Genomic DNA, 15,097 nt, shown 5'->3' with positions numbered 1-15,097 from the left:
AGGGCAGGGCTTCCGGCGCACATCCCGCACCGGCGGCCCTGCCTCCTTTTTTCTAACCCTCCCGCGGCTGGGTTTCCTCCAAGAACTGCACCGCGGCGAAGAGTTCCAGCCGGTCCCGCATACTGTCCAGGTTCAGGCCCAGGATGCGGCCGGCGGCGTCGATCCGGTTCCGCAGGGTGTGCCGGTGCACGCCCAGGCGCCGCGCGGTCTTATCCCAGACACAGTTGCTGGCGAACCACTCCCGCACCGTGGCCAGTAGCTCCGTGTGCTCGGCGGAATCGTGTGCGATCAGCGGTTGCAGCAGCCCGCGTGCCACCGGTTCGGCCTGTTCTTCCCGCAGTAAACCGAGCATCCCGCCATCGGACAATTCGGAAAACAGGACGACGGGCTTCCCCAACTCCGCGGCCCGGCGCAGCGCGCGCGTGGCTTCATCCACGGCACCGGCCAGCTCTTCCATGGACGTTTGGTTTGATACGCCGCAGGCGGCGCCGTGGCGACCCAGCACTTCCAGGACCTTCTCCTGGTGGACGTGTCCGGCAAGGACCACGAGCAGCTCACCGCGCATGGCATAGAACACGGCTCCCCGGTGATCGTCTGCCAGCAGTTCCAGGGCCTCAAGCAGGTTAGGCGCGGGGCTTACCTGCCGGGATACGGTGACCAGCAGCGGATCCCGTGGAAGTCGGCCCCACACCTGCCGGGCGGTGCGGACGGCGACGTCGCTGCTGCCCGCCAACAGCTGCTCGAACACACCGGCGCGCAGATGCCTACGGGCGGTATCGAGGGTGCGGGCCTGTTCCAGGGCGAGGCTGGCCAGGCCGATGACGCTGTTCACGATGTCCGCTCTGGCTGGATCCAGCGGCTCGATTGCCCCCAGCACCAGCGCGCCACGGAGGCTGCCCTTCCGGCCCAGCGTCTGCAGGGTCACCGACTCGCCACCGATGTCCAGGTGTGAGGCTGACCTCGTCCCCAGATCCAGCGCGCTGCGTACTTTTTCGGTGACCCCGGCGACGATGTCCGAGGGGACGGGGCGGTTCCGGGGCATTCGCACGTAATTTCCCGCGGCGTCGTACAGCGCCACCCAGCTGTGCAGCTGCCGCTCCAGCTCACCCAGAATCGAGGTCAGTCCGTCCGGCCGCAACGCCGCACGCGAGATTGCCCGCTGCGCCTGCAGGGACCACTCGGCACGCGCGTGCTCCTCCCTGGCGAGATGGTCGGCCACCATCCGGATGATGGCTATAAAGGGCGTCCGGTCCGGCACCTCCAGCAGGGGCAGGCCCTGCCTGCGGCACGCCTCCTCGAGCTGGGGCGGCAGGACCCCGTGGATCACCTGCGTCGCGAAGCCCAGCCCCATGATCCCGTGGTCCTTCAGGCGGCGCACATACCTCTCGTACCCCTCGCGGAAAGGCGCGTCCACCGGAAACTGTGTGCCGTCCGTCAGCAGCAGCTGGCCGGGGTCCAGGAACGGGGTGGGGTCGTCGAGGTCCGAGCTGTGGACCCAGCTGATCGGTTCATCCAGCTGGGGAGAGCCGAGGTCCGGAACGACCAAGCGGAGCCTGAGAACACGGCTCCGGAGAAGAACGTTGAGGTTCGGCGGCATGTCTTGCTCCTGATGTAACAATGTCGGGCCGAATGGCGTCGATTGTACAAATGTATACGGCTACGGGGGTGATCTGGAACGCATGATGAAAAGGAACTCCAATCACACCACCCGAAAGGAACCGTCATGGTCGCCAGCTCGGTAACCCTGCCTGCGGCACACACAAACTTCGCCGCCGGAAACGCAACGCTCACCAATGCGGATGTCGTCGCCCTGGACCGGGCGAACGTCTTCCACTCCTGGTCCGCACAGAAGGCGCTGAACCCGATGGCGATCGCCGGCGGGTCAGGCAGTACCGTATGGGATCACGAGGGCAACACCTACCTGGACTTCTCAAGCCAGCTGGTGAACACCAACATCGGCCACCAGCACCCCAAGGTCATCGCGGCCATAGCGCAGCAGGCGACCAGCCTGGCTACCGTGGCACCGGCCCACGCCAACCACGTCCGCGCCACGGCAGCCGCCAAGATCCTGTCCCACGCCCCGGCCAAGATGGAGAAGGTCTTCTTCACCAACGGCGGCGCGGATGCGAACGAGAACGCCATCCGGATGGCCCGGCTGCACACCGGGCGTGACAAGGTCATCTCCCGGTACCGCTCCTACCACGGCAACACCGGCTCAGCGATCGTGGCCACCGGTGACTGGCGCCGCATTCCCAACGAATACGCCCGGGGCCACGTCCACGTCTTCGGCCCCTACCTCTACCGCTCCGAGTTCTGGGCCGAAACGCCGGAACAGGAAACCGAGCGCGCGCTGCAGCACCTGCGCCGCGTCATCCAGGCCGAAGGCCCGCAATCCATCGCCGCGGTCCTGCTCGAAACCGTTCCCGGCACCGCCGGCATTCTCGTTCCCACTCCCGGCTACCTCGAAGGCGTCCGGGCACTCTGTGACGAGTACGGCATCGTGATGATCTTGGATGAGGTCATGGCCGGTTTCGGGCGCACGGGCGACTGGTTCGCATTCGACGCGTTCAACGTCACCCCGGACCTCATCACCTTCGCCAAGGGCGTGAACTCCGGCTACGTCCCCGTCGGCGGCGTGATTATTTCCGGCGAGATCGCCGCCACCTTCGACGAGCGCGTCTTCCCCGGCGGCCTCACCTACTCCGGCCACCCCCTCGCCGCAGCCTCCGTCGTCGCGTCCATCGAGGCCTTCGAGGAGGAAGACATCGTGGGTAACGCCGCGCGGATTGGACGCGAGCACCTCGAACCCGGGCTCAGCGCACTTGCAGAGAAGCACAATGTGATCGGCGAGGTCCGAGGACGCGGCGTCTTCTGGGCCCTCGAACTGGTCCAGGATCGCTCGACCAAGGCACCCGTCACAGCCGACTACATGAGCCGGCTGAAGGCGGAACTCCTGCGCCTAGGCCTGCTGCCCTTCATCGCGGACAACCGCGTCCACGTCGTCCCGCCCGCCGTGGTGACAGCAGCAGAGGTGGCTCAGGCGCTGGCCGTTTACGACCAGGCACTGGGCACAGTCACCCTTTAATCGTCAGAAACGCACGCCCCCGCACCGGTCCCTAGCAAAGCCAGTGCGGGGCTGTGCGTTTTCGTATGAAAAGCAGAGAATCTGCGGCCCCCGGGTCTGCCTGAAGCAACGCATTGGAGCAGTGCACACCCGGCATGAAATAATGCAGACCGCGCTTGACTTGAGGTAGATCACACTATACTTTTGTAAGACAACCAAGCAATTCTCATATTGCTAAAAGTCGAACGAATATGTTCGAGAGGCCAGATGAAGATGCTCCGGGATTTGAGTTGGTCATCAATTCATCCAAGAGGCCGACGCGAGCGAACTTACACCAGCGCATCCTTCATCGATATTGGAATTTCGTCCAGCACTTGAATACCATCAGCGGGCGACATCGGAGGAGATTAACTTGAGTTCTGGTTCGACGCTGAAGAAGGCACTAACCCAGCGCCAGCTAACCATGATCGCTATGGGAGGTGTGATTGGGGCAGGCCTTTTTGTTGGTTCAGGCGTCGTGATCAGCGAAACCGGGCCGGCTGCTTTCATCAGCTATGCAATAACCGGGGCGGTCATCATTATGGTGATGCGCATGCTGGCTGAGATGGCGGTGGCCACCAATTCCACCGGCTCCTTTGCCGATTACTCGCGGCGCGCTCTGGGTGGCTGGGCTGGCTTCTCGGTCGGTTGGCTTTATTGGTACAACTGGGTGGTCACTGTTGGCGCGGAAGCCATCGCAGGCGCGACCATAATCCGTTACTGGATTGATGTCCCTCTTTGGCTGGCATCGCTCATTTTGATGATTCTGCTCATGGCGACCAACCTGGTATCAGTGGCCTCCTTCGGTGAGTTTGAATACTGGTTCGCGGGAATCAAGGTCGCCGCCATTGTTGTATTCCTCTTCCTTGGAACACTCTTCGTCTTCGGCATGTGGCCCGACAAGAAGATGGATCTGTCCAATCTGTGGTCTCATGGCGGTTTTCTGCCTAACGGCACTTCGGTGCTGACGGTCGCTATGGTCACTGCCATCTTCTCCATGGTGGGCGCCGAAATCGCTACCATCGCAGCCGCTGAGTCCACCGATCCTGAGAGATCCGTGACCAGGGCAGCACGATCTGTCATCGTTCGAATTTTAATCTTCTTTGTTGGCTCAATTTTTCTGCTGGCCACCATACTTCCCTGGAATGCGCCCGAGACCAAGACCAGCCCTTTCGTGGCCGCCTTCACCGCCATGGGCATCCCATTTGCCAGCGACATCATGAATGCCGTCGCTCTTACGGCCGTCCTCAGCTGTCTCAATTCCGGCTTGTACACCTCATCCCGCATGCTCTTTGTTCTGGCCGAACGCAGGGAAGCGCCGCGATTGTTGACCCGGTTGACCCGCCGCGGCGTTCCGGCTGCAGGCATTATGGCATCATCAATAATTGGTTTTCTCTGTGTTATCGCTGCCGCGGTCGCTCCCGACACCATATTCGTCTTCCTGCTGAACTCCATTGGAGCGATTTACCTCATCGTTTACCTGGTAATTGTGATTTCCCAGATCGTGTTGCGATGGCGCACACGAGGCTCGGAACTACGCGTCAAGATGTGGTTCTTTCCATACCTCTCCATCGTCACAGGTCTCGTGATCGCCGCTGTGTTAGTGCAGATGTATGTGGCCGAAAAAACCCGTCCGCAGTTACTGCTCAGCCTTGGCGCAACTGCACTGGTCATTGCCTTGTACTTTGTAAATAGGTGGTACGTCAATCGCAACCCAAGCCCTCCGGAAGAGGGGAGCAGTGGTGACCGTGCCGACCAAAAAGAAGTAGGCGCCAGCGCCTAGCCGTGTCGTTGGGCGACTTGAACACCAGTAAGCCGTCTAACCCCCGATCATGCCGAGGTATGCGACGTATTGCCCAAAAAAGCAGCCAGGGCGCCGGCCATCGCCGACCAGTCGTTAGCTTGGGAGCTTAGGACCGCACGTCGGGCGTACTCTTCGGAACGAAGCAAGGGTGGCCGACAAACACCAGAACCTTGCGCCTCTGTACCCTGGCCCTGGGGTGAGCCTGCGATCATTCCATGCTTGCCATGGTCCTGTGCCCTGCGCGTCATTCCGTGGCCAACGAATGACGCGCAGAGCGTGAATGCGTTGCCCGCGTTGCTCTGACTCAGCGCTCTGGGCCTGGATGCCCACAGTTGGGCGGAACACAAATACTTGAGATCTCGTGTTGGGTGGGGCGCTAAGCCGGGCTGCGGGGCCGGTCCCGGGCTGAGAGGGTGGAAATCTTGGGCCGATTGTCTTGGAGTGATTTTGCAAGCCAGGGGGCGCCGCCCGCCATGTAAATTAAGGAACGGATGACCTTGGAGACAGTCTCACGAGATGCAGAAACGTCACCCATGCGAACGGATGGGGCAGCGAGTCCTGACAATGCGCGCATAGCAATTCATGGCGAGACCCTGCCGTTCCTTACGGATGCCATCGCCGCAGGGGGAGGTAGGTTCGTTGACCTTAGTGAAGAGCCCCACGGGCTCGTCCTCGATCACCGGAGCGATAAACAGGAACTGATGGGCATTTTGGATGCCACTCCGTCCATTCGCTGGGTTCAGCTTCCATCCGCAGGAATTGAATCCTTCTCCCAGCCTCTCGCCGCGTATCCGGACTTAATCTGGACGAGCGCTAAAGGTGCATATGCAAAGCCAGTGGGCGAGCACGCCCTTGCATTGACACTGGCATTGCTGCGGGGTCTTCCCGAGCGGTTCCAAGCAAGGTCCTGGGGCGAGCCGGCCGGGACATCTCTGCACGGGTTGACGGCCGTCATTATCGGCGCGGGAGGCATCGGGCTGGAAATCCTCCGGCTTTTCACCGCCTTCAATATGAACATCGACGTTGTGCGGCGCAGCAGTACGCCCGTTCCCGGGGCACGGCAGACGACGACCGCCCACCGTCTCATCGAATTGCTTGCCGAAGCCGACGTGGTGGTCGTCGCCGCCGCGCTCACGCCGGGCACGTCCCAGCTCATTGGGGAGGCCGAACTGAAGGCCATGAAATCGAGCGCCGTTCTTATCAACATCGCCCGTGGTGGACTCGTGGACACCAACGCTCTTGTCGCCTCATTGGCCGCGCGCGGCATCAGGGGGGCTGGCTTAGACGTCACCGATCCCGAGCCGCTTCCCGATGACCACCCCTTGTGGGATCAGCCGTGCGCGCTGATCACTCCACACACAGCAGACACGCTCGACATGATCCGTCCGCTCCTGGCACAACGGGTGGAAACCAACGTCCGACGCTTCAGCGCCGGGATGGTCCTCGAAGGGCTGGTCGACACATACAACGGCTACTGACCTCTAAGCAGAAAAGACAGCACAGAAGAGATTAGCTCCATATCGTGGGGTTACGTGGCTTTGTCATCGCCGGCGATGTCGCCGCCCGAGCCCTGCGAGGGCTTGATGTAAGGGCCTTACCGCCGCGCTGGCCTGCGTCCCTGCTGTCAGCAGGAGCCTGTTGAAGGCACAGATACTTTCCTCACCTTCTCATCTCGCGCCCTGTGTCCGATTGCGGTGCACTCCAACCCGATCTGCCTACGCCGGCTCTACTTGGCGTTCTGGGACGCGTCCGGTTCAGGTTCCTAACGAATCTTGGATGCTCGCTGGGCAATGTCTCGCAGTTTCAGCAGCCGTCGTTATCACCACCGGAGCAGCCCCAGGCCTGGCCATCTAGGGCTAGCACTCAGCTCGGCCAAGACCACCACCGGGTTGCCGAGAAACATCCCTTAGTCCTCATATGACGTGGGCCACCTTAACTTGATGGCACCGAAATACCGCCGTAAGCTGCAAATTGTCTGGCAACCAGACGGAAAATGGTTGGGCGCTGGAGGTCTACCAAGGCGGTATCTGGTGCACCTGGTCCCCAGTGATGTTCATTGTTCGTGCCTAGTGTGACTCGCGGAAACGCTTATTTAGCGGGCGGGGATCCGTGCCATCAGGGCTTAGCGACCCAAAGTTGAAGGAGTTTTATTGCCTTGAGACCAGGCCAATGAAAGCGCAAGGCTATGAAGCCGATGACGGACACCCTCAAGAAGCAAAAGTGCCTTTTGGTCTCGTTGCCCTAGCGGTGAGCGTTGAACCTAGGCACCAAGAAGCACCGCCAGGCACAAGGGGCAAGCTCAAACGAACTCGCGGTCGACATACACCAAACAAAGGAGCAGGGGGCTTCGCCCTGCTCAAAGCAATTAGAACGCCACACAGTTAGGAAGCACTTCATGAATGCACGGCTGCAAACAATTCAAGACACCGTTCTGGCCCGGAACCCTGGCGAACCAGAGTTCCACCAAGCGGTGGTGGAGGTCTTCGAAAGCCTGGGTCCCGTGCATGAAAGGCATCCCGAGCTACTTGAAGCCGCCATACTGGAACGGCTGTGCGAGCCGGAGCGCCAGATCATCTTCCGTGTGCCCTGGACGGATGATGCCGGCCGGGTGCAGATCAACCGCGGCTTCCGGGTGGAATTCAACTCGGCCTTGGGTCCATACAAGGGGGGACTGAGGTTCCACCCGTCTGTCTACCTGGGCATCGTCAAATTCCTGGGCTTTGAGCAGATATTTAAGAACGCGCTCACTGGTATGCCCATCGGCGGGGGCAAGGGCGGCTCCGACTTTGATCCGCGGGGCCGCAGCGATGCCGAAGTGATGCGCTTCTGCCAGTCCTTCATGACCGAGCTATACCGGCACATCGGCGAATACACCGACGTCCCCGCCGGTGACATCGGCGTAGGCGGACGCGAAATAGGCTACCTGTTCGGCCAGTACAAGCGCATTACAAACCGGTATGAATCGGGCGTGTTGACCGGTAAGGGCACCTCCTGGGGCGGTTCGCTGGTCCGGCCGGAAGCCACCGGTTTCGGCACCGTGATCTTCACGGAGGAAATGCTAAAGACCCGAGGAACTTCCTTCGATGGACAGCGCGTGGTGGTTTCCGGCTCCGGCAATGTGGCGATCAACGCAATCGCCAAGGCGCAAGTGCTCGGCGCCACGGTGGTTGCCTGCTCCGACTCATCTGGCTACATCGTCGACGAGGCGGGGATCGACGTCGGGCTCCTGCGCGAGGTCAAGGAAGTGGACCGCGGCCGGCTCAAGGACTACGCAGAACGGCGTGCCGGTGTCACATATGTGGATGGCGGCTCTGTCTGGGACGTGGACGCCAGCGTGGCTTTGCCGTGCGCCACGCAAAATGAGCTTAACGGTGATGTTGCCGCCCGCCTGATTCGCAACGGCCTGCTGGCGGTGGGAGAAGGAGCCAATATGCCCTCAACACCGGACGCTGTGGCAGTGTTCCAGGAAGCAGGAGTGCTGTTCGGGCCGGGCAAGGCCGCCAACGCGGGCGGCGTGGCGACCTCGGCCTTGGAGATGCAGCAGAACGCCACTCGTGACTCGTGGTCCTTTGAGCACACGGAAGAACGTCTGACGCAGATCATGGTGGGCATCCACGACAACTGCGCGGCCACAGCCGACGAGTACGGCGATCCGGGCAACTACGTGCTTGGCGCCAACATCGGCGGATTTGTGAAGGTAGCCGACGCAATGCTGGCCCAGGGACTGATTTAGGCGCTTACTCGCATAATCATCTACATCTACTCGTCCCACTCGAACGCTAATAACGGATATCCCGTCAGGCGGTCGGCCGTGTCGGGCTGGTCGTCGCGTTTCGTTACGGCTTATGGGTGTTGCACCCATCACATGTATTTGCTTTCGAAGAGTCACGCCCCGCACTCTTTCATCACCTAATTTTTCAGCGCTTGTCAGAGCGTGCCCAACGAAGGACACCATTTATGACTGACGTTCTCTGGTTTTCGGACCTTGGCCTGACCGACCTTGACCAGGTTGGCGGGAAGAATGCATCCCTTGGCGAAATGGTTCGTAGCCTCGCCTTCGCAGGGGTGAAGGTTCCGGACGGTTTCGCGACCACGGCCAATGCCTACCGCCGGTTCCTAAGCGAATCGGGCCTGGATGCCCGGATCGAAAATATTCTGGATGGCCTGGATAGCGGCGATGTGGCCGCCTTGGCCAACGTCGGCCGGCAGATCCGGGATTTGATCCGCGAAACAGCGTTTCCGGGCGGGTTCGAGGAGGAAATCCGTGCCGCGTACTCCCGGCTGACGGAAGAACACGGCGGGGATGTGTCGTGGGCCGTGCGGTCGAGCGCCACGGCAGAGGACCTGCCGGATGCATCCTTTGCAGGGCAGCAGGAGACCTTCCTGAATATCAGGGGTATCGACAACATTCTCCTGGCGATCAAGGATGTCTTTGCCTCGCTCTACAACGACCGGGCCATCGCCTACCGCGTACACCATGGGTTTACGCATTCCGAGGTTGCGCTTTCGGCTGGTGTCCAGCGCATGGTCCGCTCCGACGTCGGCGCGTCCGGTGTCATGTTCACCATGGATACCGAGACCGGGTTCAACGACGCCGTCTTCATCACCTCCTCCTACGGGCTCGGTGAAGCAGTCGTGCAGGGTGCTGTGAATCCGGACGAGTTCTACGTCCACAAGCCCTCCCTGGCCGCCGGCAGGCCTGCAGTCCTGAAACGGGGGCTGGGGGAGAAGGCCGTGCAAATGGTCTACACCGACTCCCTCGAGGTCGGCAGGACCGTGGACTTCGTCCCTGTCCCGCAGGACCTTCGGAGCCGTTTCAGCCTGCCCGATGTCGAGGTGGAGCAGCTCGCCCGGCACGCGCTGGCCATCGAAGCGCACTACGGCCGTCCCATGGATATTGAGTGGGGCAAGGACGGCGTGGACGGGGAACTGTACATCCTGCAGGCACGCCCCGAAACGGTCGAGTCCCGCAAGGCCGCCGGCAGCGTGTCCCGTTACGCCCTCACCCAGCGTTCCACGGTGCTGGTGGAGGGCCGGGCCATCGGCCAGCGCATCGGCGCCGGGCAGGTACGGGTGCTGTCCTCGATTGACCAGATGGCCTCGTTCCAGGAAGGCGACGTGTTGGTGGCGAACATGACGGACCCCGACTGGGAACCGATCATGAAGAAGGCCGCAGCGATCGTGACCGACCGTGGCGGACGTACCTGCCACGCGGCCATCATCGCCCGGGAACTCGGCATCCCCGCCGTCGTCGGCACCGGTTACGCCTCCCAAATCCTCAAGGACGGCACCCCGGTCACCGTGTCCTGCGCCGAAGGCGAGGCCGGACTCGTCTACGAAGGGTTGCTGGAGTACACGCTGCAGGAAACCAGCCTGGAGACCATGCCCGAAGCGCCGGTGAAGATCATGATGAACGTGGGCACCCCGGAACAGGCCTTCAGCTTCGCCCGGCTCCCGAACCATGGCGTCGGCCTGGCCCGCTTGGAATTCATCATCAACCGACAGATCGGCATCCACCCCAACGCCCTGCTGGCAGTGGCCGGTGAGATCGAGCGCCCCGCAACCCTCGATGACTACACCGTGCGGCAGATCAGGGAAAAAACCGCAGCCTACGACGGTCCCCGGGATTACTACATCCGTCGCCTGGCCGAGGGCATCTCGACCATCGCCGCGGCCTTCGCGCCCGAACCGGTGATCATCCGGCTCTCGGACTTCAAGTCCAACGAGTACGCGAATCTCCTGGGCGGTCCGGCCTTCGAACCGGACGAAGAGAACCCGATGATCGGGTACCGGGGCGCCTCCCGGTACCTCTCGGAATCGTTCCGGCAGGCCTTTGAACTCGAATGTGAAGCACTGAAGTACGTGCGCAACGAGATGGGCTTGACCAACATCAAGCTCATGGTCCCGTTCGTGCGCACCCTCGATGAGGCCAAGGGTGTCACCGACCTGCTCGCCGCGAACGGGCTGCGCCGCGGCGAGAACGGGCTGGAGATCGTGATGATGTGCGAACTGCCCGCCAACGCCCTCCTGGCCGATGAGTTCCTGGAATACTTCGACGGGTTCTCCATCGGTTCCAACGACCTGACCCAGCTCACCCTGGGACTGGACCGCGACTCCGCGCTGGTCGCCGAGGGGTTCGATGAACGCAATCCCGCCGTGACCAGGCTCCTGGAACTGGCCATTGCGGCGTGCCGGGCCAAGGGCCGGTACGTCGGCATCTGCGGCCAAGGCCCCAGCGACCACCCGGACTTCGCCGAATGGCTCCTGGCGCAGGGCATCAGCTCCATCTCGCTGAACCCAGATGCCGTGACCGAGACGTGGCTGCAGCTCGCACGCACGGCTGTCTAAATGGCCCACCAGCCCACTGTGGGGGCGGGCGACACTCCCGCCCCCACAGTGTTTTCCTCTCCGACAGCACCGGCATCACCGCTGAAACCCTCGGCAACACCCTGCTGACCCAATTCCCCGCCCAGCGGCTGGAGCGGCGGACCATCCCGTTCATCACCACCGTCGAACAGGCACGCGACGTAGTGGCCACCATCGACCAGGTGGCTGCCTCCGGGCCCCGTCCGCTCGTTTTTTCAACCACCGTCAGCCCCGATGTCCGTACTGTCCTGGCCCAAAGCGCCGGCCACTTCTTCGACCTGTTCGGCGCCCACGTCGCCCAGCTTGAGGAAGCGCTCGATTCCTCGGCCAATGGTCTGCCCGGCCAGGCACACGGCGTGGGTGACGCCGTGCGCTACCAGTCGCGCATGGCGGCGGTTGAATACGCGATCGAGCACGACGACGGGCAATCCCTCCGCGCGCTGGAACGGGCCGAACTGATCCTGATCGCGCCGTCCCGCTGCGGCAAAACACCGACCACCATGTATTTGGCACTTCAGCACGGCATCCTGGCTGCCAACTTCCCGCTCGTGGAGGAAGACTTCGACACCATGGCCCTGCCCAAACCACTGCGGCCGTTTTCGAGAAAATGCTTCGGCCTCACGTCCCAGCCCGTTAGGCTCAGCCAGATCCGCCAGGAACGCCGCCCCAACAGCAGCTACGCATCACTGCCCCAATGCACCTATGAACTACGCAACGCCGAGGACATGTACCGGGACAACAACATCCCCTACGTAAACTCCGCAACCATGTCAGTCGAAGAAATCTCCGCCACCGTCCTCCAACGCATGCAACTCCACCACTGAAGACCCAACGTTTCAACGCTCAACGCGCGATTTGATGCGTGATTTCCCGTCAAACGCCAACCGGGAGAACTGGCATGCACGGGTGCACAGCGCGAGCATAACCTGCCCGCTGCCCGGCGGCCTGAACCATGCAGCGAAACCCAACAGTCGTTATGCAACAAGATTTAGGACGGCCATGATTCAAACAACTGACACCATCCGCCGCGTTACCACCGCAGACGCCAGCAAGCTCGACGATTTACTGAATTCCGCAGTCGAAGGACTCATTCCTCGCGCAATCACACTGAACCACGGCATCAGAGTGACTCGAATTGGGACTGGAAATTACACTACCGAAACCACTGCCGATGTTCCATGCGGCTACACCATTTACGAGCACCAGTAGGCAACCAAAGGAGCTTCTCCTGACTACCAGTCACTCAGCGTCAGAACGCGGATGATGCGAATTCGCAGTTCACCGATTCAGGCGTTGTGTAGTCTTCCAGCACCGCGCGCCTCTACCGTGTCGTGGATGGTCTGCGTCGTGTGCTCACACGCCAACATCTGCGGCCAGCCGTCAGCATGACAATGAGACCGCTCACCAAGACCTGAACGGCCCAACCACGAGGATCCGCGGGACGAAACCCGGAAACGGCAACACTCACAAAGACCCCCAAACCAGTTTCAAGCCTTCGTGGCTGGCAACGAAACCAAGCCGCTCGTAGAAGCGTAGGGCGCCATCGCGGCTTTTATCTGTAGTGAGTTGCACCAATGAGCAGCCACGCCGGCGAGCCTGGTCAAGGGCCCACTGGAGCATGAGCGTTCCGATGCCGTTACCGCGCAGCGAATCCGACACACGCACAGCCTCGATTTGTGCACGCCACGCCCCCCTGCGGGACAACGAAGGAAGGAAAGTGAGCTGAAGTGTGGCCACAACGTCATCGCCGACTTGGCCCACGACAAGAAGGTGGGACGGGTCGCTGTCGATTGCATCGAAAGCGACCTCATACGGTTTTAGGTCGTCCAAGCTCTCCCTGGTTACACCTAAGTCGTCATCTACTAAGAGCCCGCGGATCTCGGGCAGATCAGCTCTAGTGGCGCGTCGAAGGCTGAGAATACCCACACCGGTGGCGACATTCAGAAAAACGGTAGTGGAGCCGTGATCAGGCATGTTCACCTTTTCTTTCCATGACACTTGCCAAACTAGTACACCTTCGGCGAGGCCAAGCATCACAATCACAGCCCTTCAATGGTCCCGTCAAGCGATGCAGCAGCGTACGGTCACCGGCGACGAAGGTGTGTCTACGTGCCCTCCGTACCGTCCGAAGGCAAAGTGAGACTGGTTCCCTCATCTACATCTACTCGCCCCATTCGAACGCCGATAATAATGATTCCGTAAAGCAAACGGCCGTGTCAGGCTGGGGTGTACTCATATCTAACCGGGCATCAGGGAAAAGTGACGGTCCCGAACTTATGCATCCCTGCGGGCGGGACATGCCGAGTTGTCGCCGGCGCCTCATGAAGTCTGCGGGGCTGTCGACTCCTCAAGCGCCGGGTGTTGCAGCACGTAGGTCACTCGGCCGTGGGTGTCAGAGCGGCCCGGATCAGGGATGCAACGCGTTCAGCCTCCGTGTAGGCGCCGTGGGTGCCGGCGGTCTCCGAGGTGTAGTCGCCGGCGAAGTGCAGTGACCCCACGGACCGCTGCAGCTCAGGAAGCGCGGCCGCCCTTTCCCGGCTGAGCAGCGCGAAGCAGTGCTGCCAGGTCTGGGCGTGGACGCCGAGGACGCGGCCGCGAAGCTGGGGTGCCACCGTGTACACGTCCTCCATCCACTGCGCCACCCTTTCCTCGTCGTCGGCGAACCCCGGCAAATAGCCCGAGGAATTTCCGTAGCACGTCAGCTGAAGGATGTTTGACTTTGAGGTCTCTTCGGTGCCGCCGGGGGCAGGGTTGATGATTGCGTCAAAGGGCATCCCGACGGTCACGATGAAGGCCCAGTCCTTGAACTCCGGAAGCCCCTCAATGTCGGCGACGACGTTCAGCGTAGTGCTGCCGGGGGAGGCTACCCTGTTGAGCGCTGACGTCTTCCACTCCGGCAGGTTCTTCACGACGTCGGGAACGACGGGGGCAGGCACGGCCAGCACTACATGCCTGGCGGTGAGCTTCTGCTCACCGCCGTCGCCCGTGACGGAAACCTCGTAGACGCCCTGCTCTTCGATCAGGGCCACGTCTGTCACCTGGGTGTTGTAGCGAACCGCGCCTTCCGGCAGGCGCTTGAGGATGGCCCGCGGAATCGCCTGCATTCCTTCGAGCGCGAACAGGCGGTTGTTCTTCTCCCGTGCCAAATAGCTGGCGAAGTAGCGGAGCGCGTACTTTGCAGAGAGATTGGCGGGGTCGCCTACTGCGCCGCCGCGGATGGCGGTGGCGATGATTTTCTGGACGGCCGGCTGCAGGTCGGAGATGCGTTCGGCCACAGTTTCACCTGAAAGCTTGTTGAGGTCTCCGGCGGAAGTCCTGTCATTGACGTAGTCCCGGTACTCGGTGAGGGATGTGTCGATGAACTTGATCAGCTCGGACTTTTCGGACTCCGTGAGGTTGAGTCCGGCCACGACGTCCTCGTTGGCTTCGGCCACCACCGTTTTGCCGTTGACGTGGATACCGTACGTTTCAGGGAGGAAAGGGACGGTCCCAATCCCGAGCTCATTCACCAACTCCTCGGACTTCGTTCCCTTGTACACAAACATCGCGCCAGAATTGGCCGACGTTCCCGCGAGCTTGACGGTGTGTGACCGTCCGCCGATATCCTGGCCGGATTCCAGGATGAGGACCTCAAGCCCTGAATCCCGCAGGTAGAAAGCCGTTCCAAGGCCGGCGGCACCGGCACCAACAATAATCACGTCATGCACGTGAGGCTCCTCATGAGAATTTCGTTCCGTCGAGAAAAAGCAGTCAACAGATATGTCAGAGTCGAGCTGGTCTCTTTAGCGTGCAAGTCCCAGCTGCTGCGTAAACCCAGGCTTCAG

9 protein-coding genes and 1 pseudogene are annotated in these 15,097 nt (G+C 61.5%); 7 read left to right on the top strand and 3 right to left on the bottom strand.

Annotated features, from left to right (window positions below; all coding sequences use genetic code 11):
* Nucleotides 1-52: 52 nt before the first annotated feature.
* A complete protein-coding gene (locus ACFVTE_RS03210; protein ID WP_387096731.1) occupies nt 53-1,597 on the bottom strand; it encodes a PucR family transcriptional regulator in 1,545 nt (514 codons plus the stop codon).
* A gap of 126 nt (nt 1,598-1,723) precedes the next feature.
* Between ACFVTE_RS03210 and ACFVTE_RS03205 the strand changes: the two genes are divergently transcribed.
* The 7 genes and pseudogenes from ACFVTE_RS03205 to ACFVTE_RS03175 all read left to right on the top strand — a co-directional run bounded on the left by ACFVTE_RS03205 (nt 1,724) and on the right by ACFVTE_RS03175 (nt 12,482).
* Nucleotides 1,724-3,085 (top strand): aspartate aminotransferase family protein, encoded by a 1,362-nt coding sequence (locus ACFVTE_RS03205; RefSeq protein ID WP_387096729.1) that lies wholly within the window; start codon nt 1,724-1,726, stop codon nt 3,083-3,085.
* Nucleotides 3,086-3,476: 391 nt separating this feature from the next.
* Nucleotides 3,477-4,886: an amino acid permease gene (locus tag ACFVTE_RS03200; protein ID WP_387096726.1), complete on the top strand. Its 1,410-nt coding sequence runs from the start codon at nt 3,477-3,479 to the stop codon at nt 4,884-4,886.
* Between the two features lie 722 nt (nt 4,887-5,608).
* On the top strand, nt 5,609-6,385 hold the full coding sequence (locus tag ACFVTE_RS03195; RefSeq protein ID WP_387096723.1) for an NAD(P)-dependent oxidoreductase: 777 nt from the start codon (nt 5,609-5,611) through the stop codon (nt 6,383-6,385).
* Nucleotides 6,386-7,302: 917 nt separating this feature from the next.
* A complete protein-coding gene (gdhA, locus tag ACFVTE_RS03190; protein ID WP_387097149.1) occupies nt 7,303-8,640 on the top strand; it encodes an NADP-specific glutamate dehydrogenase in 1,338 nt (445 codons plus the stop codon).
* Nucleotides 8,641-8,864: 224 nt separating this feature from the next.
* On the top strand, nt 8,865-11,255 hold the full coding sequence (ppsA, locus tag ACFVTE_RS03185; protein ID WP_387096720.1) for a phosphoenolpyruvate synthase: 2,391 nt from the start codon (nt 8,865-8,867) through the stop codon (nt 11,253-11,255).
* A pseudogene (locus ACFVTE_RS03180) lies at nt 11,256-12,097 on the top strand (pyruvate, water dikinase regulatory protein).
* Nucleotides 12,098-12,272: 175 nt separating this feature from the next.
* Nucleotides 12,273-12,482 (top strand): hypothetical protein, encoded by a 210-nt coding sequence (locus ACFVTE_RS03175; protein WP_387096717.1) that lies wholly within the window; start codon nt 12,273-12,275, stop codon nt 12,480-12,482.
* A gap of 255 nt (nt 12,483-12,737) precedes the next feature.
* On the opposite strand, the gene ACFVTE_RS03170 is transcribed toward ACFVTE_RS03175, so the two are convergent.
* The gene (locus ACFVTE_RS03170; RefSeq protein WP_387097146.1) at nt 12,738-13,247 is read right to left on the bottom strand and encodes a GNAT family N-acetyltransferase; all 510 of its coding nucleotides are present in this window, start codon (nt 13,245-13,247) and stop codon (nt 12,738-12,740) included.
* A gap of 401 nt (nt 13,248-13,648) precedes the next feature.
* On the bottom strand, nt 13,649-14,980 hold the full coding sequence (locus tag ACFVTE_RS03165; RefSeq protein WP_387096714.1) for a flavin monoamine oxidase family protein: 1,332 nt from the start codon (nt 14,978-14,980) through the stop codon (nt 13,649-13,651).
* Between the last annotated feature and the right edge of the window lie 117 nt (nt 14,981-15,097).

This window comes from Arthrobacter sp. NPDC058097, assembly GCF_042884885.1.
GTDB lineage: Bacteria > Actinomycetota > Actinomycetes > Actinomycetales > Micrococcaceae > Arthrobacter.
This window is presented reverse-complemented; position numbering and strand designations above follow the sequence as displayed.